The sequence below is a fragment of the Rahnella sp. BIGb0603 genome (genome assembly GCF_024808755.1).
Lineage (GTDB): Bacteria > Pseudomonadota > Gammaproteobacteria > Enterobacterales > Enterobacteriaceae > Rahnella > Rahnella contaminans.
Window position 1 is genome coordinate 422138 of record NZ_JANUEX010000005.1, and the last position, 21676, is coordinate 443813.

At 51.0% G+C, this 21676-nt stretch carries 21 protein-coding genes and 2 pseudogenes; 9 read left to right on the plus strand and 14 right to left on the minus strand.

The window, feature by feature from the left end:
- Window positions 1–25: 25 nt before the first annotated feature.
- Window positions 26–445 (minus strand): hypothetical protein, encoded by a 420-nt coding sequence (locus M2403_RS16020; protein ID WP_259230023.1) that lies wholly within the window; start codon window positions 443–445, stop codon window positions 26–28.
- A gap of 465 nt (window positions 446–910) precedes the next feature.
- Between M2403_RS16020 and M2403_RS16025 the strand changes: the two genes are divergently transcribed.
- Window positions 911–1702: an AraC family transcriptional regulator gene (locus tag M2403_RS16025; protein ID WP_259230025.1), complete on the plus strand. Its 792-nt coding sequence runs from the start codon at window positions 911–913 to the stop codon at window positions 1700–1702.
- A 146-nt stretch (window positions 1703–1848) separates the two neighbouring features.
- On the opposite strand, the gene chbG is transcribed toward M2403_RS16025, so the two are convergent.
- From chbG to M2403_RS16055, 6 genes are all read right to left on the minus strand, one after another.
- Window positions 1849–2610 (minus strand): chitin disaccharide deacetylase, encoded by a 762-nt coding sequence (gene chbG / locus M2403_RS16030; protein ID WP_259230026.1) that lies wholly within the window; start codon window positions 2608–2610, stop codon window positions 1849–1851.
- 47 nt (window positions 2611–2657) lie between these two features.
- Window positions 2658–4001, minus strand: a complete 1344-nt coding sequence (locus M2403_RS16035; RefSeq protein WP_152326758.1) for a 6-phospho-beta-glucosidase — start codon at window positions 3999–4001, stop codon at window positions 2658–2660.
- Window positions 4002–4077: 76 nt separating this feature from the next.
- Window positions 4078–4914: a transcriptional regulator ChbR gene (gene chbR / locus M2403_RS16040; RefSeq protein WP_259230027.1), complete on the minus strand. Its 837-nt coding sequence runs from the start codon at window positions 4912–4914 to the stop codon at window positions 4078–4080.
- A gap of 14 nt (window positions 4915–4928) precedes the next feature.
- Complete coding sequence (chbA, locus tag M2403_RS16045) at window positions 4929–5276, minus strand: PTS N,N'-diacetylchitobiose transporter subunit IIA (RefSeq protein WP_152326756.1); 348 nt, start codon at window positions 5274–5276, stop codon at window positions 4929–4931.
- A 63-nt stretch (window positions 5277–5339) separates the two neighbouring features.
- Window positions 5340–6698 carry a PTS N,N'-diacetylchitobiose transporter subunit IIC gene (gene chbC, locus M2403_RS16050; protein WP_152326755.1) on the minus strand — a complete coding sequence of 453 codons (1359 nt, stop codon included), beginning with the start codon at window positions 6696–6698 and terminating at the stop codon, window positions 5340–5342.
- A 122-nt stretch (window positions 6699–6820) separates the two neighbouring features.
- Window positions 6821–7141 carry a PTS sugar transporter subunit IIB gene (locus M2403_RS16055; RefSeq protein WP_152326754.1) on the minus strand — a complete coding sequence of 107 codons (321 nt, stop codon included), beginning with the start codon at window positions 7139–7141 and terminating at the stop codon, window positions 6821–6823.
- A 428-nt stretch (window positions 7142–7569) separates the two neighbouring features.
- On the opposite strand from M2403_RS16055, the gene M2403_RS16060 reads away from it, so the two are divergent.
- The 4 genes from M2403_RS16060 (at window position 7570) to M2403_RS16075 (ending at window position 12983) form a co-directional block, all read left to right on the plus strand.
- Entirely contained in the window at window positions 7570–8592 is a 1023-nt protein-coding gene (locus tag M2403_RS16060) for a LacI family DNA-binding transcriptional regulator (RefSeq protein ID WP_152326753.1), read from the plus strand.
- A 563-nt stretch (window positions 8593–9155) separates the two neighbouring features.
- Window positions 9156–9881, plus strand: coding sequence for a gluconate 2-dehydrogenase subunit 3 family protein (locus M2403_RS16065; protein WP_152326752.1), 726 nt, complete (start codon window positions 9156–9158; stop codon window positions 9879–9881).
- A gap of 45 nt (window positions 9882–9926) precedes the next feature.
- Window positions 9927–11696: a GMC family oxidoreductase gene (locus tag M2403_RS16070; protein ID WP_208950700.1), complete on the plus strand. Its 1770-nt coding sequence runs from the start codon at window positions 9927–9929 to the stop codon at window positions 11694–11696.
- 15 nt (window positions 11697–11711) lie between these two features.
- Window positions 11712–12983, plus strand: a complete 1272-nt coding sequence (locus M2403_RS16075; RefSeq protein ID WP_374101274.1) for a cytochrome c — start codon at window positions 11712–11714, stop codon at window positions 12981–12983.
- Between the two features lie 55 nt (window positions 12984–13038).
- On the opposite strand, the gene M2403_RS16080 is transcribed toward M2403_RS16075, so the two are convergent.
- Together M2403_RS16080 and M2403_RS16085 are read right to left on the minus strand one after the other, a co-directional pair.
- On the minus strand, window positions 13039–13428 hold the full coding sequence (locus M2403_RS16080) for a DUF4440 domain-containing protein (RefSeq protein WP_208950702.1): 390 nt from the start codon (window positions 13426–13428) through the stop codon (window positions 13039–13041).
- A pseudogene (locus M2403_RS16085) lies at window positions 13425–13751 on the minus strand (MFS transporter); the annotation flags it as partial. The gene M2403_RS16080 and the pseudogene M2403_RS16085, both read right to left, overlap by 4 nt.
- Window positions 13752–13768: 17 nt before the next feature.
- Between M2403_RS16085 and M2403_RS16090 the strand changes: the two are divergent.
- Window positions 13769–14125, plus strand: a pseudogene (locus M2403_RS16090) (LysR substrate-binding domain-containing protein); the annotation flags it as partial.
- A gap of 15 nt (window positions 14126–14140) precedes the next feature.
- On the opposite strand, the gene fic reads toward M2403_RS16090, so the two are convergent.
- Complete coding sequence (fic, locus tag M2403_RS16095) at window positions 14141–15241, minus strand: protein adenylyltransferase Fic (protein WP_259230041.1); 1101 nt, start codon at window positions 15239–15241, stop codon at window positions 14141–14143.
- A gap of 215 nt (window positions 15242–15456) precedes the next feature.
- Between fic and M2403_RS16100 the strand changes: the two genes are divergently transcribed.
- Window positions 15457–15984, plus strand: a complete 528-nt coding sequence (locus tag M2403_RS16100; RefSeq protein WP_259230043.1) for a GNAT family N-acetyltransferase — start codon at window positions 15457–15459, stop codon at window positions 15982–15984.
- Between the two features lie 3 nt (window positions 15985–15987).
- Here the strand turns inward: M2403_RS16100 and M2403_RS16105 are convergent, their stop codons facing one another.
- Entirely contained in the window at window positions 15988–16623 is a 636-nt protein-coding gene (locus tag M2403_RS16105) for a Vat family streptogramin A O-acetyltransferase (RefSeq protein WP_259230045.1), read from the minus strand.
- A gap of 124 nt (window positions 16624–16747) precedes the next feature.
- Here M2403_RS16105 and tehB point away from each other — a divergent pair, with 124 nt between their 5' ends.
- Window positions 16748–17347: a tellurite resistance methyltransferase TehB gene (gene tehB, locus M2403_RS16110; protein WP_259230046.1), complete on the plus strand. Its 600-nt coding sequence runs from the start codon at window positions 16748–16750 to the stop codon at window positions 17345–17347.
- A gap of 248 nt (window positions 17348–17595) precedes the next feature.
- Window positions 17596–18009, plus strand: a complete 414-nt coding sequence (locus M2403_RS16115) for a hypothetical protein (RefSeq protein ID WP_165059852.1) — start codon at window positions 17596–17598, stop codon at window positions 18007–18009.
- Between the two features lie 504 nt (window positions 18010–18513).
- Here M2403_RS16115 and M2403_RS16120 read toward each other — a convergent pair.
- Genes M2403_RS16120 through M2403_RS16130 form a run of 3 tightly spaced genes read right to left on the minus strand, consistent with a single transcriptional unit; the run spans window position 18514 to window position 21676 of the window.
- The gene (locus M2403_RS16120) at window positions 18514–19935 is read right to left on the minus strand and encodes a gamma-aminobutyraldehyde dehydrogenase (RefSeq protein WP_259230175.1); all 1422 of its coding nucleotides are present in this window, start codon (window positions 19933–19935) and stop codon (window positions 18514–18516) included.
- Window positions 19936–19947: 12 nt separating this feature from the next.
- Window positions 19948–20754, minus strand: a complete 807-nt coding sequence (locus tag M2403_RS16125; RefSeq protein WP_217153693.1) for an ABC transporter permease — start codon at window positions 20752–20754, stop codon at window positions 19948–19950.
- Window positions 20744–21676: an ABC transporter permease gene (locus M2403_RS16130; protein WP_193333166.1), complete on the minus strand. Its 933-nt coding sequence runs from the start codon at window positions 21674–21676 to the stop codon at window positions 20744–20746. Before M2403_RS16130 ends, M2403_RS16125 begins: the two co-directional genes overlap by 11 nt.

The following is a 21676-nucleotide window of genomic DNA, read 5'->3' on the forward strand; positions in this document are numbered from 1 at the left end:
ACACCAATAAATTTCTATTAATACGTTAGCTTGCTGATAACATCGCCACCATTCCAGCCCCAAACGCTAAACCCACTACAGCCGTCACAACCACCACGGTGGTAACTACACCTGTACCGACAGCAGCAGCTGTTTTTCCTTTGGATATTTCTTTACGCTTAAGTGAAACGAGATCCGACAAATTAATCACGAGTCCATCATCACTGACTAATGTTTGTGGTGTTGTTCTTTTCACAGTGAGTGTACCGCTACTTCCGTTACGCAATGAATATTGCACAACATCACCTCCGTACAAAGGTGGATCAATTTTATAATAGGTATAATCAGACGAAGCAGAAAAAGTGTGGACTTGTTGTTGACTCAATTCGAGTGACTTATAGCTTGAACAACCGGACACAGACAGTATTGCAACGATGACAGAAGAAAGTAATAAAGTATGTTTCATAATTTCTCTGATTTAATAAAATGACGTTACCGCATGCAGATAAAGAAAAAATCATTAAAAAATGCGGGAAATTAATAGATAAATATATCCAGACGATCGCATTCCCACCACCCGCCTATATAACTTTCACCCAGACCCTGTAGCATAATGCGCTTGAAGAAGCCGTGATGGCGTATCTGATACCCCAGGGACGGATTCCTTCTATCTGAATATCAGCTTTCTGTAAAAGGTTCTTTCCCATGAGTGGCCATGGGCCATACCTTGCATGCTGAGTAACGGAGTAGAAGTACTTCAAAAATCACCTATTTAATCAATGTGTTGCACAATTCATTGCGGACAGAAATTTCATTACCCACAACAATTCATGGGAATTATTATTATCTATAAATGTTGTAAATGTATTATCATGACAGGACAATCTTTATCGATAAGAAGTCTAAGCAAGATGTTCTCGGGGAATCGGCAATGAAAGCCTCAGCGAAAAGAAATTGGGTTTCATCGCAGGACTATCCAATGCCCAAGGTGCGCCGTCCTGTTCATTTTCGCTCTTATTTAATTAAATCAAATACGGGCGTCTTACCACATACTCATGAATTTGCACAATTTCACTGCGCCCGAAAGGGAAATATGCGTCTTGAGACTGCCGATAATTGCTGGATTGTCCCTTCACATTATGGTATCTGGATCCCCGCTTATATGGAGCATACCGTGTGGGCCATGGATGATGTATTCCTTGAAAGTCTGGATATCGAAACAGATGTCATAGACGAGACCATCACCATGTGTAAAGCCGTGACCATCAGTGACGTTGCAAAAGAACTCATCCATTATGCATCCGAAACCATTCCGGAGTTATACGATGAACATGGGAAAGACGGCAAGCTGGTCAGTGTCTTGCTGGATATTATCTTTAATTTACCGCAAGTGGATTTTGTCCTTCCCTGGCCGCAAAGTCCGGCGCTAAACGAAATGTGCCGTACTATATTGGAATCACCCGGTTCTGAGCATTTTATTGAATTCTGGTCAGCCAGAGTGGGCATGTCTACGCGGAACTTTTCAAGAAAGTTTAAAAAGGAAACCGGTTTATCATTTAGTCTCTGGAAACAGAAAATGCGGATATTTGAGTCTGTGATCATGCTTAAACAAAGTAAAAGCGTCACGACAATAGCGCTCGAAATGGGGTACTCAAGCACAGCAGCGTTCAGCTATTCATTCAAAAGTGTTTTGGGCGTCCCTCCTACTGAATATTCCGTGTAAAGCAGGCCCCCGCCGATATCGTGTTTACCCAGATAGCATAACGAATGTGCGTAGAATGAAATTTGGACTGCCCCCCAATCCTTGCGTTTCCGGCAAACATCAGGGAGGCCTTAACTCGTTAACATTGAAGGGTTTGCTACAAAAACCTATAAATCCTTAAACGTCCCCAGCCTGAACCTGCGCTCTGCAATCGCCTGTTTCAGCGATGCGGACGTCAGAACATCCAGCTCAGCCAGCCGCGGATAGCAATATTTGCTCGCCAGGATCGTGTTATCGATAAACGAAGGATGGCACATGATTTCCACGGACTCGTCGCCGCGCGCGGTGGCCTGATCCAGCGTATTCAGAAACAGCGCTTCTGAAATCGCTTCGCCGTAGAAAGTGCTGTCGAAACCCTGCGTGCTTTTCGCGCCGCGCAGAACAATTTCGCCCTTCCTGATTTCATCGCGGTCGATGCGTATCGCCACGCCTTGTTCTTTCGCAAAAGCTTCCACAATCGGGAAAATCGGTGCAAGCATATGCACATGGTGATGGCTGTCGATATGCGTGGGAAGACGGCCAAAAAGTTCTACAAACCGTGCAAACTGGGCTTTCAGCTCCTGCTTAATTTCATCAAGAGGCAGCGTGCCCTGCTCCGCCATTTCCCAGATCCATTTTCCCAGTTCACCGTTCTCGCGCACCAGACCGGGCATCGGCGAAAGCGGTTTTCCCAGCGTCAGGACAAAATGCATCCCGACGGCCAGCCCCGGATTTGCCGCACTCAGCGTCGCAGCGTGCCCGATGGTTGGCATATTCATCATCGCCGTGGTGGACGTCACGACGCCATTGCTGAACGCGTCGATAATCCCGTAATTCTGCGCTTTGCACAGCCCGAAATCGTCGGCGTTCACAATCAGTAATTTATCCATAAGCGTCCCTTTTTAACGCGCCCTCCTTTTTACGGGAGGGCGGCGGATTATTTCAGCGCGGCAATGGTATCGGCAAAGTTGGGCAGCAGCGCTTCATGGGCGAGCAACATTTCCCGCGCCAGTATTTCAGCATCTTTATCGGAATGAATCAGCGGGCTGAGGTTCAGCGCCAGCAGGACATCATTGAATTTTCCGCTCAGTGCCGCCTCGCTGGCCGCGATTTCGAAGCCTTTAATCGTGTAGATCAGGCCGAGCACTTTATCGTCAAAATGCGTGACCCGCGGATGCGGTTTCGCGCCGTCGCGGCCAATCGTGCAGGTCATTTCCACTGCCCAGTCCGCCGGAATATTATCAATATGGCCGTTGTGCGGGAAGTTGACGTACTGCTCGGTCTGCTTGTCGTTGTAAATCGCGCTGATCACTTCGCAGGCCGCGTCGGAATAATACGCGCCGCCGCGCAGTTCCAGCTCTTTCGGTTTGACGTTCAGCTCCGGATTTTTGTACAGATCGAAGAGTTGTTTCTCGACTTTCTGTACCACGGTTGCCCGCGCGCCGCCCTTGTAAAATTCGCCCATTTCAATCGCCAGCATCTCTTTCTGCTTGAAGTAATACAGCAGATACGAGCATGGCAGAAGGTTCAGCGAGCGGATCAACCCTTCGCTAAATGGTAAATCAAAGATGTTTTTCACCGAACCGGCGGTCAGTGTGCCGGACGCTACGCCGTCGAGCAGCTCTGCAAAACGGGATTCGCCGTTAACCAGCACGTCTTTGATGAACACCATGTGGTTCAGGCCAAAGAGGTCGATCGACAAATCGTCTTCAGCTGACAGTTTCAGCACATCCTGAATGAACATTTTCATGCCAACAGGAATGTTGCAGACGCCGATGAATTTTTTGAATTGGGTGTGACGGAATACCGCTTCTGTCACCATGCCCGCCGGGTTAGTGAAGTTAATCACCCAGGCATCAGGGCAGATTTCTTCGACATCTTTGATGATGTCAAAAATCACCGGAATTGTGCGTAAGCCTTTGAATAAGCCACCTGCCCCGTTGGTTTCCTGCCCCAGATAACCGTGGCTCAGCGGGATACGTTCATCCAGCTCACGCGCCTTTAATTGCCCGACGCGCAGCTGCGTAGTGACGAAATCAGCCCCGGCCAGCGCTTCACGGCGATCCAGCGTTTTATGTATTTCAATTGACACACCCGCGCGTTCAACCATACGCACGCACAGATCGTAAATAATATCCTGTTTGGCTTTTCCGCCTTCAACATCGACCAGCCACAATTCGGTAATCGGTAACTCGTCGTAACGCTTAATAAAGCCTTCAAGTAATTCAGGGGTATAACTGCTTCCGCCACCAATGGTGACCACTTTCAGTTTTTTACGCATAGGGACTCCCGTGCAATAATAATGCACTGTAAATTACAAAACCGATTAATTTAAAAATCCAAATAAAAATGGATATTTAGTTAATGCTGAATAATTTCTTTCTGTAATAATTCGGCGTAAATGAAGTCAGCTTTTTGAAATTCTTAATAAACATACTCGGGCTGCTGTAACCGGACTCAAATGCAATATCGGTGACGGAGTAGTTCGTAATTTCCAGCTGCTTCTTCGCAAAATCAATACGAATCTCATTGATAATCTGCATCGGCGTTTTGCCGTAATGGCGCTGCGTGGCACGGGTCAGATATTCCTGAGACTTACCGGATAACTGCACCATATTGGATAATGCCTTGTCTCCGAAACGCGATTTATCATGCATTTTCTCAACCGCCATCGTCAGCCAGCCCGGAATATCCGCGGTCACTTCCGATTCACGATGGTGGCGCAGACGGTTAACGATATAAAACGTTACCATCTCAAGAAATTCATTAAACTCGCCGTTACGAAAGTTAAGGGACGCCGTGACGGACTCAATATAATTTAGAAATTCGTGGTTTATTTTATAAACCTGCGACGCAATAAACTGTGCCGGTAACAGGGTCAGATAATGCTGCTCAAAAAAAGCTTTACTGATGCCGACATTCAGTATTCTTGTCGCGCCAAATTCATAAAAACTTTGATGATTCGAACCCAGAGGAATAAAAACAAAATCTCCGCGCTCCAGCAATACCCTTTTCCCGTTGACGTTCTGGTAATACCGCCCCGTCAGCACAACGGTAAATTCGTAGTAATCATGTTCATGCAGCCCGGAAATACTCTCTACTTTGTTGTAGATGAACATGTGGAAATTTTGACCGTCGAAGAGTTGATTTTCGCGCGCTGTCTTGATTTCCATGCTCAATACCTGTGGCTGCATCCTGGATCCCTACGTTATTTTATTTTCTCATGAAGCTCAATGAGTTCTGCAATCAGTTCGCGGGCCAGCATCGACGTCATCAGATGATCCTGCGCATGGACCAGCACCAGGCTAACTTTGGTTTTCCCTTCACCCTGATCACCTTCAATCAGTTTGGTCTGCACCAGATGCGCCTCGTTCAGCGCCATTTTTGACTGCGCCATCACCGCGCGCGCTTGCTCAAAATCGCCCTCTTTGGCTTTTTTCAGCGCCGCGTACGCCAGGCTGCGCGCCTGTCCGGAGTTAATAATTAACCCCATCACCACTTCTTCCAGATCCTGCAATTCAGTTTCAGTCTCAACAATGCTGTCTAAATCAAACATATTTATCTCTCCTTGAAAGTCCGCTGAATGGCGGGGCTGCTTTCGCCCCGCTTTCAGGTCAGATTAGAATTTCAGTGCGGCTGCAATATCTTCTTCGCTTTCTTCTTCTTCAATAATCGCCTGTGCCTTGTTGGAAAGAATCACGAAAGGCATGTAAACCAACGTGGCGACACCGAGGTTGAACAAGGCGACCAGCAGCGCCGCAATGCTGCCGTTACTGTTAAAGAAAGCACCCAAACCGGTCGGCATGGTCCACGGTGCAAGGTTGGTGACCGGCGGAATGATGCCCATGCTGTAGGCCGCCAGCGTGATAGCGGCCAGAATCGGCTGCACCAGCACGAACGGGATGAACATGACCGGGTTCATGATAATCGGCAGACCAAACAGAATCGGCTCATTAATCTGGAAGATACCTGACGGCAGTGCCAGCTTCGCCACCTGACGGTGATCCGCACGGCGTGATGCAATGAAGATGGCGATAATCAGACCCAGCGTTGCCCCGGAACCGCCTAACAGAATATAGGAGTCGAGCATCGGTTTGGCCCAGAAGTGGAAGGTCTTGCCCGCTTCAATCGCCGCACTCACAGAACCGTACTCGGTATACAGCGCGATGTTTTCCAGCGCCCACGGAGTCATGATGCCGTTATCCAGCGCGGTCAGCGCCAGAGAACCATGCACACCAAAGAACCACAGCAGTGAGTTGAAAATTACATACGCCCAGCCCACCACGCTTCCCATTGACGCCAGAGGTTTGGAAATGGAATCCATAATAATCTGGTGGAAGTTGTGGCCATATAATCCGAGCAACCAGGAAATTACCCCGAAAATAAACAGAATAATAAAGCCCGGAATTAACGCGGAGAAAGAACGCGAAACGGAAGTCGGGACGCTGGCGGGCAAGGTAATGACCCAGTTGCGGCGAATAACAAACGTGAACATTTCGGCGACAACAAGCCCGATTACCATCCCCGAAATAATATTCGCGCCGCCCAGCCAGTTTGCGCCAACGGCATACGCTTCACCGACGCTATAAGGTGTAACGGTCATAAATGCGGCAACGGCTAATAATCCCGCCGAAAGTGAATCGACCTTCCGCTCTTCGGCTAACGCCATGCCGATAAAGAACGGCGCCATCAGCGACATTATTCCGAGCGTACCGTTATAAACGTTAATGCCGATAGTTTTTAATCCCGCCAGTGTTTCAATGGTTGACGGGTCTAAACGAACGCCTAAGGAATAAAAGAAGGAACCGGCACCAAAGTTCAGGAATACGTTATTAATTAAAACGAACATGGCGCCAGCCAGTGTCAGCGGCATTAATTTGATGAAGCCATTTTTGATGGCATTAATGTGGGGCTGCTTACCTATTTTTACCGCAAACGGGAGAAGTATCTTTTCAAGTGAATCAATGGCTTTGCTCATTGGCATTTTCCTTTAAAGCCGCCTTCCGGCGGCAAGGTATGAAATTCGCTCTTTGACTGGAGTTCTCTTTGACTTAAAAATGCTAATCACTGCTAATTTAAAATTGACGCAAAAGTTAAAACTTACTGCACTGCTGCTTTTTTGATCGCAGCAACCGCTGCTTTCAATACACCCAATCCATCAATTTTGCCGTAGAGGGCAGAATCAATCACTTCAACCGGCTTGCCCGGTAATACCTTCTTAATTTCTTCCAGCATATAACCAATTTGCGGGCCGAGGAGGATCACATCCGCTGCGCTGCCTTTTTCGGCCGCCAGGGTTTCAGGGAATGCTTCAATAATGACAGGCACTTCGTATTTCTCGGCCTGAACCTTCATTTTAGAAACCAGCAGAGAAGTGGACATTCCGGCGGAACAAAACAAATAAATGACTTTCTTTTCCATAATGAAAACCCTCGTATCCCGTATAGAGTGCAGGTCTGACAACGGATCTTTCTTTATCTGTCATTATTCAGTGTCAGCAGATAAAGAGAGATTGTTAATTGTTTCTGCTTGAGAGAAGTATACGGCAACACTTCCGGCAGGGATAATTCCGAACTTATAGAAATTGTCTCTCCTTGACCATCGCCCATGACTCCCTTCACGTTTTGGGCAAATAATTCGCGGAAATAATTAAGCTCCCCGTTTACAGGGGCACGACGACTGGTCGCTGAGGAGCAGAGGAAAGGATCAGAATTTCCCCCTCAAATTGATCTCTGTCTGATAACAGCGTTTTAACACTTTGGGTCTATCGCCCCTCATTTTCTTGTGAGAAACTGGTAATGATTGCGCAAACATTCGTAGTTTGAACTTGCAACCCAGTGAGCAATACCTTGAATAATATAATAAAGAATCACACAGGTCGTTCCCGTTCGGCCACGCTTGAAGATGTTGCCAGAGAAGCCGGTCTTTCACCGATGACGGTCAGCCGGGCGCTGAATAATCCCAAAGTTGTGCGCCCCGCAACCATCGCCCGAGTGATGGAAGCCGTGAACGTGACCGGGTATATCCCCAATATGCTGGCCGGCGGGCTGGCCACCAGCCGCACTAAGCTGATCGCTGTGGTTGTGCCGCAGATTAACAACAATATGTTTGTCGATACCGTTCAGGCGATCAGCGATGAACTGGCCGCGCGCGGCTACCATATGCTGCTGTGTATTGTCGGTTACGAACCGGACGCAGAAACCGAGATTGTCGCCACCCTGCTTTCGCGCCGTCCGGACGGCATCGTTCTGACCGGTATTCATCATTCGTCAGATCTGAAACGAATCATCCTCAACGCCACTATTCCTGTCGTGGAAATTTGGGATTTGACCCCGACGCCGATTGATATGCTGATCGGTTTTTCCCATGAAAAGGTCGGCAATGCGATTGGCGAATACTTCCTTGAGAAAGGCTTCACGCGTTTTGGTTTTATCTGTGCCTCGGACAGACGCGCCGTGGTGCGCAAGAATGGCGCGATCTCCGTCTTACGTTCACAGCCCGGCACAGAAATCCGCGAAATGATGGTGTCGCTGCCTGCCAATATGGAAGTCGGACGGGCAGCGCTGAAAGAGATGCTTTCCCGCGGCGAGCGTTTCGACGCGATCATTTGCAGTTCCGACACGCTGGCTCAGGGCGTGATCATGGAAGCGGAAGCCCGGGGGCTGCGCGTACCCGACGATTTCTCGGTGATGGGTTTTGCCGATTTGAATTTCGCGGCTCATAACAGGCCTTCGATCACGACCGTCAGCGTAGATAAATGGGCGCTGGGGATCCGGGCAGCCACTATGCTGGCGGACAGAATTGAAGGGATTAAGGTTGAAGAACCGATTGTGGATACGGGGTACAGATTGGTGATCAGGGAGTCCGCTTAATTTTTGGGCTCGCCGCCCAAACAGCTTTGAAGCAGCGGCCTGGCGTAAATTTCGGTTTTTCAATTGCGGTTATCACTCAGCGGCTCGCGCCGAAACCGACCAAAGAGGCCCAGGAAGGAGCCTCTTAAGGCCAGTTTGGGCGGCAAGCCCAAGGTTTTGACCTTAATAAAAACATTAAATGTTAATTTAAATCCTCTTCCAAATTTTATTCCATTTTCTAAATGTTAAAAATGTTAGGTAACATTCATATCAACAAATAACATTAACTTTCCTCCCGGAATTATATTGACCTAAATTTAACCGGAATTATCCGGCGTTATTCTTTGATAAGAAATGCTAAATTTCTGAAACTACACACCCAAACCAAATAATCATAACTCACTGTTTTATAGAAAATTTAAACTCACCACTGATATAGGGGAACATAAGGAATATCTCCTCCTCACATTCCTTGTGGAAATTAGTCATTTATTTTAAATGTAGCGGTGATATTATAAATTTGTACCCAAAAATAATAACAATTAACCCAAACTTAACATCAGGCATGTGAGAGTCGTAATTCTATGCTCCTTCAAAAAAAAACTACCCGTCGCAAGTTTTTACTTGGGTCGCTGATGGCGTTGCCTGTCGGCACCATCATGATGAAAGGACTGTCAGCGGCACAAGCTGCGGAAATGGCTGCCCCGGACTTACTCGATTATAAACCGATCTTTTTCAGCGCCGGTGAGTGGCAGTTTATTATGGCCGCCGCTGACCGCCTGATCCCCGCTGGCGGTAAAGGCAAAGCGCCGGGCGCACTCGAAACCAACGTGCCGATTTTTATCGATCAGCAAATGCACGGCGATTTCGGTGAAGAAATCTACATGCAGGGGCCGTTCAACGTGCATGCTCCGGCCACGATGGGGTATCAGATCCCCTTCCGCCCGCAGCAAATCTACAAAACCGGCATTCGCATCGCGAACAGCTGGTGTCAGCAAAATCATCAGAAAGCCTTCCATGAACTTAGCGATCAGGACAAAGACAGTGTGCTGACTCAATTGCAGAAAAACGGCATTAAGTTTGCGGACGCGGGCGAAGAGAATCTCGTCGCTTCGCAATTCTTCAGTGAACTGCTTTCCGACACCAAACACGGTTATCTGGCAGATCCGATCTACGGCGGAAACAAAGGGATGAAGGCGTGGATCGCCATCGGATTCCCCGGCGCACGCGCCAGTTTCACCGAGTGGGTTAAGCAGCACAACGTCCCGTATCCGCTGGGGCCTGTGAGCCTGCAGGGCGCACGTGCCTGAGTGCCTCGCCCTATTCCCCTTTTCTGATGACTGACAGGATTTAAGATGGCAAAAGTAACGAAACCAGAAGTCGACGTCGTTGTCGTCGGCCTCGGCTGGGCCGGCTCGCTGATGAGTATCGAGCTGGCAATGGCCGGTCTGACCGTTCGCGCACTCGAACGCGGCGGCGATCGCGGCTATGAAGAATTTGCATACCCGAAACCGGCAGACGAATATGCCTATGCGGTGCGCAACAAAGTCATGGCGACACCGGCAGAAGCCGCCGTCACCGTGCGGTACAACATGAGTGAAACCGCGCTGCCGACCCGTAAATGGGGCGCGTTTGCGCCGGGTACCGGCGTTGGCGGTTCCGGTCTGCACTGGACGGCGGTTCTGATCCGCCCGACGCCGACCGATTTAAAACTCAAAACCTACGCCGACGAAGCCTACAAGCCGGGTATCCTGCAGGAAGACATGCGCATCATGGATTTCCCGTTCACCTGGGATGAAATCGAACCGTATTACACCAAGTTTGAGCACATCTGCGGTCAGTCCGGTAAAACCGGCAACCTGCGCGGCCAGATTATGGAGGGCGGTGACCCGTTTGAAGGGCCACGCTCCGAGCCGTATCCGCTGCCAGCGCTGGAAGACACGCTCAACAGCAGCATGTTTGCTGAAGTCACCAAAAAAATGGGCTATCACCCGTTCCCGAACCCGTCGGCCTGTGTGTCCCGCGCATGGACCAACCCCTACGGCAATCAGATAGCACCGTGTAATTACTGCGGTTATTGCAGTAAATATCCGTGCCTGAACTACTCGAAAGCCTCGCCGCAAACCGCTGTAATGGACGCACTGAAACGCATGGATAACTTCTCTTATGAAGTTCATGCCAACGTGCTTAAAGTCGAATTGCACGATGACAAGAAAACCGCCAAAGGCGTTGTCTACATGGACGCAGACGGCAACGAGTGCTTCCAGCCGGCGAAAATCGTGGTACTCAGCAGCTTCCAGTTCTGCAACGTGCGCCTGATGCTGCTTTCCGGGATCGGGAAACCTTACAACCCGATCACCGAAGAAGGCGTGATTGGCCGTAACTATGCGTTCCTGAGTAACGGCGGTTCGACGCTGTTCTTCAAAGACAAAAACTTCAATCCGTTTGCAACCGCAGGCGCCACCGGCCAGATGTTCAACGACATCTCTCCGGGCAATTTCGACGGCCCTGCTCTGGGCTTCATCGGCGGCGCAAAAATCCACAGTTCTCAGGCCACCGGTACGCCAATCAGCACGTCTCTGCCAAAAGGCACGCCTGCGTGGGGCACCGGCTGGAAAGAAGGGATGGAAGAATGGTACGGCCATTCGATGAAAATCAGCATCACCACCACCTGCCAGTCTTACCGCGACATTTATCTGGATCTCGATCCGAACTACAAAGATGAATACGGCTATCCGTTGCTGCGCATGACCTTCGACTGGAAGCAGAACGAGCTTAAATTGCAGCAATATCTGAAAGGCATCGTCGGCAATATCACCAAAGAGCTGAACCCGGACAGCTACAGCGAAAGCTTCCTGCCGATGGACGCGCACTTTGACCTGACCAAATACGTTTCCACGCACAATGTGGGCGGCGCGGTGATGGGCGATAACCCGAAAACCTCGGCGCTGAACAAGTTCCTGCAAAGCTGGGATGTGCATAACGTGTTTGTGCCGGGCGGTAACGCATTCCCGCAAAACTTCCAGGCCAACCCGACCGACACCATCGGGGCGATCACCCTGATGGCGGCGCAGGCGATTAAAGATCAGTACCTGAAAAACCCTGGTCCACTGGTTCAGGCATAAGCGGAGATGAACAGGATGAAACTCAAAAGTTTATTTATCGCTAATGCCCTGCTGCTGGGTGCAGGATTTATGGCGAATGCGCAGGCGGAGACCAACCCACAGTCCGGTAACGCGGCGCTGATCAAACAGGGCGAATACGTGGCGCGTCTGGGCGACTGCGGCGCGTGCCATACGGTCGCGGGCAAACCGGCGTTTTCAGGCGGACTGGCGATCAATTCGAATCTGGGCACCATTTATTCGACCAACATTACACCGGATAAAGACCACGGCATCGGCGGTTATACCGAAGCCCAGTTCTCGGACGCGGTGCGTAAAGGCGTTCTGCCGGACGGTACGCGTTTGTATCCGGCGATGCCTTATCCGGATTACGCCAAAATCAATGATGAAGATATGCACGCGCTTTACGTTTACTTTATGCAGGGCGTAAAACCGAGCGCGGAACAGCCACCGGAAACGGATCTGAGCTTTCCGTTCAGCCAGCGCTGGGGCATGCGTTTCTGGAACTGGGCGTTCGCGTCTGATAAACCTTTCCAGCCCATCGGCGGCGCTTCTGAGCAGGTGAACCGTGGTGCGTATCTGGTGGAAAGTCTGGGGCACTGCGGCAGTTGTCATACTCCGCGCGGTTTCGGTATGAACGAGAAAGCGCTGGACAGCAGCGACTCTGATTTCCTGGCGGGCGGCAGCCTGAATAACTGGGACGTCCCTTCCCTGCGCGGCGTCGCGCACTGGAACGAGCAGGAAATCGTCGATTATCTGGGCAAAGGACGTAATGACAAAGCGGCGGTGGGCGGCGAGATGACGTCTGTGGTGGAAAACAGTACCGCACACATGACCGATGACGATCTGAAAGCCATTGCGGCGTACATCAAGTTCCTGGGCGGCAACCCGCCGGTTCCGGCAGAGGATACGCAGAAAGCCAGCGCGACCGAAGCCAAACTGACCGCGGCGAAAAACCTCAGCGAAGGCGAGCGTCTGTATCTGGATAACTGCGGTGCCTGCCACTTCGTGACCGGTAAAGGCGCACCGGGCGTGTTCCCGCAGCTGGATCAGGCCACGATTGTGAATGCCAAAGACCCGACCGGATTGATCCACACCATCCTCGCCGGAGCTCAGCAGCCGTCCACCGCACGCGCACCGTCCACGCTGGCGATGCCGGGCTTTGCCAACCGTCTGACTGATGAAGAAGCGGCGCAACTGTCGACCTTTATCCGTCAGGGCTGGGGCAACAACGCACCGGCGGTGACGGCAAAAGATGTCAGTGAAGTCAGAAAAACTCTGACGAAGTAATCCCTTTTGTAAGCACAAACGGCTTTCCTCACGGAAAGCCGTTTTTTTTACCTAATCAGGCCGCCGCCGTTTCATGCAAATGACGCCACAGAATCATTCCTTCTGCATCCACCACAAATAACACCGTGGAATAACGCAGCGTTTCCGGCTGGCCGGGCAACTGCTGGCGTTCCTGATACGCAACGACGGCGCCTTTTTCACTTTCCGCAACCAGCACCGGCTTTTCGACCTCAATCTTCAGTCCGCTTTTCGCGCCCCGCTGCGCCCTGAAAAACGCACACAATGCCGGATGGTCCAGCCGGTGGCCGGTGATCGTCACCATCGAATAGGCCGGACTAAAGCGCGCCAGCAGTTCATCACAAACCTGCTCGGGTGCGCCGGAGTCCGAAAACCAGCGCTGGATTAACTCATGCGCTTCAAACACTTCTTTCACAAAACGATTCATCTGCTCTCCTTTTGAAGTTCTCGCTGATTCGGTTCCTGCACAATTTCACGGCCAGGTAACCGCAGACACAGCAACACCGGAACAATAACGCTGACGGCAGCAAGAATGAACGCCAGCCTGAACGCCGATTGCGGAAGGTAAATCTGCAAAATATTGAGCATTACGCTGACCAGCGTCACGCCCAGACAAAAACTTAGCTGGCGGTTGATGTTCCAGAGCGCACTGGCATCAGCCAGTTTCTTCGTCTGAATATGTAAGAACGCGCCACTTTGCGCCGTGCTGCTGCACAAACTGCTGCCCGCTCCCATCAGCGTGAACGCGGCAAACGGGAAAGATTCAAACGCCGGAACAACTGGCTCAGGCTTCATGGATTGCGCACAGCCGTTTGCCGCTGCCGATGAGCTGGCCGGTGACAAATACTCATCGAGAGAAGATACCTTTCCGGGTTTCCTCGCCTCCGGCCGTGACCGCCGACAGCGCATCGGCGTTATTAGCTTTTGCGCTCGCAGGAGCAGGCGTCGCGTTGCTGCCCGACTGGCTGGTGCAACCGGAAATCGACGCACAGCGTTTATGCTATTTGCTGCCCGATCACCGTTTCCCGCCGCAGGGTATTTTTGCGTTGTATCCCAACACCCGCCATGTGCCGGAGAAGGTAAGGCGCTTTATTGATTTTTTGCAAAAACAGATGGTGGAGTGATAAAACAATGACCCCTTAATAAGGGATAATCTTGTTTTCTTCCTGAGTCATCAGATTAATCAGTTTCGGATGTACATACAGTTTTTCACGCCCGACGGCTATTTCATGCAAAACGTTTATCTCACACAGTTGTTTAAGATACACCGATGCGGTCTGCCGCCGGGCGATGCCCAGTTCAGTCAGGTTTGAGATCCGGCAATAAGGCTGTTCAAAAATAACCTGCACCAGTTCATGGCTGTAAATTTTGGGGAGAAAATCGCGGATGTGCCGGGTGGTAATGTCGATAAGTACCCGCACGGAGGCGATTTTCTCCGTCGTCCATTTAGAGGTTTCCTCAACAGCAGCCAGCATAAATAAAATCCACGGTTCCCACTCTCCTGACAACGTTATCCCACGAAGCAACTGATAGTAATCAGCTTTGTGAGCGACGATGTACCGGCTCAGGTAAAGGATTGGTAAAGTCAGCAACTCTTTTTCAAGCAGAAAGAGAATGTTGAGAATGCGACCTGTCCGACCATTTCCATCGGTAAAAGGATGTATCGCCTCAAACTGATAATGCAGAATCGCCATTTTTATCAGAGGATCCAACTCATCCTGCGTATGGATAAACGTCTCCCAGTTGCTCAGCAACGTTCGTATATTCTCTTCACCAGCCGGAGGGGTATAAATCACTTTATGATCATGGCTTTTAAGCGTCGTTCCGGTCACTTTGCGAATATCCATCTCGCAATTTTTTAGCGTACTGCAAATTCCCACGGCCGTAGAAACACAAAGTGGGCGCTGAGACAGATGCCTGAATCCATCATAAAGAGCTGTACGATAGCGCAGTGCCTCTTTGGTCGCGTGGTCTGCCTGACTGTCTTCCTGCGAGAACTGAAACAAGCGATCAGAAGTGGTGACAATATTTTCAATTTCCGAGGAATCTTTTGCTTCGAGCAAAGGGATGAGGTTGATCAGCAATCCCTGATTTGGCAACAAATTTCCGGCTTGTTTCAGTTCCGCCAGAGCTGCTCTGGCTGTAATACAGGCTTTCAGGACAGGCATAGTTTCTACCTGCGAATGATCGGGAGGAAGCAGAGGGAGATAGTTATAAGGTTTTTCCGGATCCCATTTCATATGTCTATTAATCTCCTTTTAATCGACAGGTCTGCAAGATGTGTCGATAGCATAAACATATCGCTTAAACATGTCGACAAAATGGGTTTTTATCGACATGTTTTACTCGGGAACATAACACGCCTGACTTAATGACTACATAGTGGCAGATATATTGGCACAGTTTCCCGCTCAGACTAAGCTCTACAACAGCTAACAGAAGGAAAACGCTAACTATGATCCTCGAAACATCGCGGTTAATTCTCCGGCCTGTAGAGGCTGATGATATCGGTTCATTTTTCGCTATTTACGGCGATCCGCAGACAAATCTTTTTAATCCACGTGGCCCGATTAAAGACATGGCGGCGGCGAAGGAAAAACTCGGCGGCTGGTTACAGGAATGGCCCGAGCACGGTTTCGGACATTGGGCGATTACGCTGAGCCATCAGCCAGATGACATTATCGGTTTTGGAGGTCTGGGGGTCCGTGAAGGTTACGAGAATCACCGGGTGTTTCTCGGTTATCGCTTTGCGACCAGCGCGTGGGGAAAAGGGCTGGCAACGGAATTTGCCAGCGCAGCGCTTAACGCCGGTTTTGAGAAACTGGGCATTAAGCGGATTTCTGCCACCGTGCGCGAAAACCATCTGGCGTCGCAGCGCGTACTGGAGAAAATCGGCATGCAGAAAGTCGGTTTTGAAGGTGATCCGGTACACGGTGTCGGGAGCTATCTTTACCGGCAAACGGATCAGCGTTCAGTCCGCTGACGTTTATGGTAAGCAGGTGATCAGCGCATCAACGTCGCCTGCGGTGATCAACGCCAGATGGGCAGATATCTTCTCAACCGGCCAGTTCCACCAGGCGATCTGCTCCAGGCGTGCGATTGTCTCACTGTCGAAACGGTATCTGATGACCTTAGCAGGATTACCTCCCACGATGGCGTAAGCAGGGACATCGCCGGTGACCACAGATTTCGATGAAACAATGGCGCCGTTCCCGACCTTAACGCCGGGCATAAACAGGGCTTCATAGCCAATCCAGACGTCATGCCCGATCACCGTATCGCCTTTAAAAGGCAGGTCTTCTGCCGCTGGCGTCACCTTTTCCCATCCGTTGCCAAAAATTTGAAACGGATAGGTCGAAATGCCCGAGAGCTTGTGATTCGACCCGTTCATGATGAATTTCACCCCGCGGGCCAGGGCACAGAACTTTCCAATCACCAGCTTATCGCCAATAAACGGAAAGTGATAAAGCACGTTGCGCTCGAAATCTTCTGAATTAACGGGATCGTCGTAGTAGGTGTAGTCGCCAATAATAATATCGGGATTGCTGACGGTGTTTTTGATGAAGCAGATCTGAGGAAAACCTGCCATCGGATGCTTGTTATCGGGGGACGGACCCAACATGTTATCTCCTTATATAAATGACCCGGCGGGACAGGACGCTGCCCCCCACTAAGAGTCATGGTGCCAGCACTCTATTTTAGAGGATAATCGCGGGTAATCGATTCACTATTCAGGAAATCAGCGAATGACACAGCAACCCGCACCAGAAGACTATTACACGGAAAAATACGGCCTGACCCGTACCCATTCAGAAATTATCAACGCGGTTAATTACGTTCAGCCGGGTAAAGCGCTGGATTTAGGCTGCGGAAGCGGGCGTAACTCACTGTATCTGAATCTGAAAGGCTTTGATGTCACCGGTTGGGATAATAACCCGATGAGCGTGGCGAAAGTGAATGACATTATTGCCGCTGAATCTCTGCAACACATCAGTATCACCGAGCAGGATCTGAACACGCACCGTTTCAGCGGCGAATATGATTTCATTTTCTCCACCGTGGTGATGATGTTCCTGGAACGAAACAGCATTCCGCACATCATCAAAGACATGCACGCGGCGACCAGGCCCGGCGGCTACAACCTGATTGTCGCGGCCATGGACAGCCCGGATTATCCGTGTCCGCTGCCTTTCCCGTTTACCTTCAAACCGGAAGAGTTGCGTAATTATTACGAAGGCTGGGAAATCGTGAAATACAACGAAGACGTCGGCGAGTTGCATAAACGCGACGAAAACGGCAACCGTTACAAACTGCGGTTTGCCACATTGCTGGCGAAAAAACGTTAAAAGCATTAAAACGTTTATTGCCAATAAAGAGCCGGCAGAGAAATCTCCGGCTCTTTTTTATTTCCGTCTACGCTCAGCAATTCAGGACTTTCGTTAACCTGTTTCACTCTGCCCACGACGTGAACAATCTTGCCAGAATGTCAAAGTGTGTGTGATAATACGTCGCGTTATTTACGACAAAAACAACGTAAAATCAAATTGTTAAGGTTTTGGCGGCTGTTGAGCGATGCGTAACGGAGCATCCGGACATGGCTTCTATCTTTCGTTTACTGCCGCAGCGGCAACATTCAGAGACATCTATGAACTGGGACGTAATGAAGTGGTTAATTGGTATTTATCTGGGCTGTTTTTTGGGACTCCTCAAAATGGCCTATTCAGATCCCAAGTTCTACCTTGATTATATTGATAAAAAATTCTCGTACGTCTGTTATACCTGTTTCATTGTCTGCGGTGCGCTATGGGCAGGGCTCTTTTTGTCCCGGGGTTATGTCATGGACAACATTGATTTAATTTCTGAACAGCAGACATTAATAGATAAAGAATATAATTACGTCACTTCTTATCTGCTTTCCATGATCATCGGCTCCGGAATTTCGTTCGCGGCCAGCATTCTGTTTATCGACATTGCCCGCAAAAAAATCGCAGCGTCCGGCGAGGCATAACGCCCGCCCGCCTGCTTCGGGAATAGATTCAATAATATGAGCTATCATTAGGGTTTAACTGATGAGGGCTCATACATGACTTCAGTTGCCAGTCTCACCGGCGGGATAATATTCATACTCATCGGGATTGTGATGATCTGGATACTGTTCCGAAACCACCGAAGCAAGACCAACAACAAGTTGCTGACTCCCGGCAACTGCTTACTCGCTGCTCTGACGGTCGTCTCGTTCATTATCGCCATCATATTCCTGAGCAGTTCATCGTAGATTCCGCTTCAGAAACGCAAAAAGGCCGCCTGATGGCGGCCTTCTCATTAATTTTTACCCCACCCGGCGCTTATCTCCGGCACTCTCATTGGCTTAGCTCTTGAAGGGGCGAACTCATCTTCTCAGATTCCTCCTAATAGTATTTAACAATAATTGCCATTTTGACTATTAGCCTGATAACAAATGATTTTGAAGATGTGCTGCGCCTGAATAACTGCTACGAACAATGTGAGCACGTTATTCGTGTTTTATCATCACATGCCTGATCGCCGTGTAGTCTTCCAGTCCGTACATCGACATGTCTTTGCCGTAGCCGGATTGTTTCTGGCCGCCGTGTGGCATTTCACTGACCAGCATGAAGTGCGTATTCACCCAGGTACAACCATATTGCAGGCGGGCGCTCAGGCGATGGGCGCGACCGATGTTTTGCGTCCAGACAGAAGAGGCCAGCCCATAGTTCGATTCGTTTGCCCAGTCCAGAACCTGATCTTCGGTGTCGAATTCGGTGATGCTGACCACCGGTCCGAATACTTCTTGCTGAACGATTTCATCATCCTGCCGCGCCCCCGCCAGAACGGTGGGCTGGAAGTAATACCCTTCGCCGGAGACGCGTTCGCCGCCGGTCACGACCTCAATATGCGGCACTTGTTTTGCGCGCAGTACAAAACCTTCGACACGATCGAGATGCGCCGCAGAAACCAGCGGGCCCATTTCGCTGTTTTCATCAGTGCCTAATTTCAGCGTGGAAACCGCTTCGCCCAGCGCCGCGACCAGCCGGGCATAAACGCCTTTCTGCGCGTAAATGCGGCAGGCGGCGGTACAGTCTTGCCCGGCGTTGTAGAAGCCAAACGTGCGTACGCCTTCAACTACCTTATCGATATCCGCGTCATCAAACACAATCACCGGCGCTTTGCCGCCGAGTTCCATGTGGGTACGTTTGATACCGCTGGTGGCTTGCGCAACAATCCTTTCGCCCGTCGCGACCGAACCGGTCAGGGAGATCATGCGCACTTTATCGTGATGTGTCAGCGCGTTACCCACCGTCTGACCGTCACCAAACAGCACGTTCAGCACGCCCGCCGGAAAAAGATCTTGTGCCAGTTCGCCCAGCTTCAGCGCCGTCAGTGGCGTGATTTCAGACGGTTTGATCACCACACAATTGCCCGCCGCCAGTGCGGGCGCGATTTTCCACGCCGCCATCATCAGCGGATAGTTCCACGGCGCGATAGACGCTACCACGCCCAGCGGGTCGCGGCGGATCATGGAGGTATGTCCGGTCAGATACTCGCCACTCGCCAGCCCGTTCAGACAACGGCTGGCACCGGCAAAGTAACGGAACACGTCGGCTACCGCCGGAATTTCATCGCCCAGCGCCAGATGATAAGGTTTACCGCAGTTCAGCGATTCGAGTTCCGCTAGGGTTTCAGCACTGGCTTCGATACGATCGGCCAGCGCCAGTAACAACTCAGAACGGCTTTTCGGCGTGGTCTGCCCCCAGCCGGTAAATGCGCGGTGCGCCATATCGACGGCCTGTTTGGTCTGCTGTTCGCTGGCCTGCGCCAGGCGCACAATTTCCTGTCCGTTATGCGGGTTGAAAACCGGCAATGACGTCCCTTCTCCGGCAACCAGCTCACCATTAATCAGCATGTTCGTTTGCATCATTTTTCCTTATTATTTGCCGTCACCGGCCACATCAGACCCGTTTCTTGTCAGATACCACGCCCCTAAAATCGGGAACATGGTCAGTACCATCAGGCTCAGTGCGACGACGTTCGTCACCGGCACTTCGCGTGGCCTGCCCAGCTGGTTGAGAAGCCAGATAGGCAATGTCCGTTCGTGACCGGCGGTGAATGTCGTCACAATGATTTCATCGAAAGACAGTGCGAACGCGAGCATTCCGCCCGCCAGCAGCGCCGTGCTGAGGTTGGGCAAAATGATGTAGCGGAAGGTCTGCCAGCCGTCGGCCCCGAGATCCATAGACGCTTCAATCAGGCTGTGGGTGATCCGCCGGAACCGCGCGATGACGTTGTTATACACAATCACCATGCAGAACGTGGCGTGACCGATAACAATGGTCAGCATGCCCGGTTCGATCTGCGCGGCGTGAAAGGCGTTGAGCAGCGCCAGCCCGGTGATGATCCCCGGCAGCGCGATCGGCAACATGAACAATAATGTGATGCTGTTTTTGCCGTAGAAATCGCGCCGGTACAGCGCCGCCGCTGCCAGCGTGCCGAGCACCATCGCAATCACCGTGGCGTAACAGGCGATTTGCACCGAGAGCCAGACGGCGTCGAGAATGTCGTGACGCCCTGCCGCCACAGCGAACCAGTGCAACGTAAAGCCTTTCGGCGGAAAACTGAACGCCGCGTCTTCGGTGTTAAAGGCGTAAATCGCGATGATCAGCAGCGGGAAATGCAGGAAAACCAGCCCGCCCCACGCGGAAAGTTTCAGTAACCAGGGTGCGCGTTTAGAGTGCATCGAAAGCTCCCAGTCGTTTAACCATCGACAGATAAAGCGCGATCAGCACGATAGGCACCAGCGTAAACGCGGCGGCCATCGGCATGTTGCCGATCGAACCTTGTTGTGAATACACCATATTGCCGATGTAATACCCCGGCGGCCCCACCAGTTGCGGGATGATGTAATCGCCCAGCGTCAGCGAGAAAGTGAAAATCGACCCGGCGGCAATGCCCGGCACGGCCAGCGGAAAAATCACGTAGCGCAAGGTTTGCCACGGCTTAGCGCCTAAATCTTCCGATGCCTGGATCAGCGACGGCGGCAGGCGTTCCAGCGCGGCCTGAATCGGCAAAATCATAAACGGCAGCCAGATGTAGACGAAGACCCAGAAGCGCCCCATTCCGGACGTCGATAACGTGTTACCGCCAATTCCTGGCAGGCTCAGCACCGCCGTCAGCAGCGGTTCCAGCCCGAGATGCTCCAGGAACCATTGCAGCACGCCGCCTTTGGAAAGCAGCAGCGTCCATGCGTACGCTTTGACGATATAGCTCGCCCACATCGGCATCATAATGGCGATATAAAAGAACGCCTTTTTCTTGCCAGTGATGTAGCGCGCCATGTAATACGCAATCGGAAACGCCAGCACCGCGCTGAAAAATGACACCAGCAGCGCCATCGTCACGGTGCGGAGAATAATGTCGGCATTCACCGGATCAAACAGCGCCTTCAAGTTAGCCAGCGTCAGCGTGTTGGACACCGTCATGGTGAAGTCGTCGAAGGTATAAAAACCCTGCCACAACAACGCAAACAGCGAACCTAAATACACCGCACCGAACCACAGCAGCGGCGGCACCAGCAGCAGCGCCAGATAAAATCCGGGGCGACGATGCAGGAATGTCACCAGCGCCCGGCCACGCCGCGATCGCTTCTCGTAAGGAGTCAT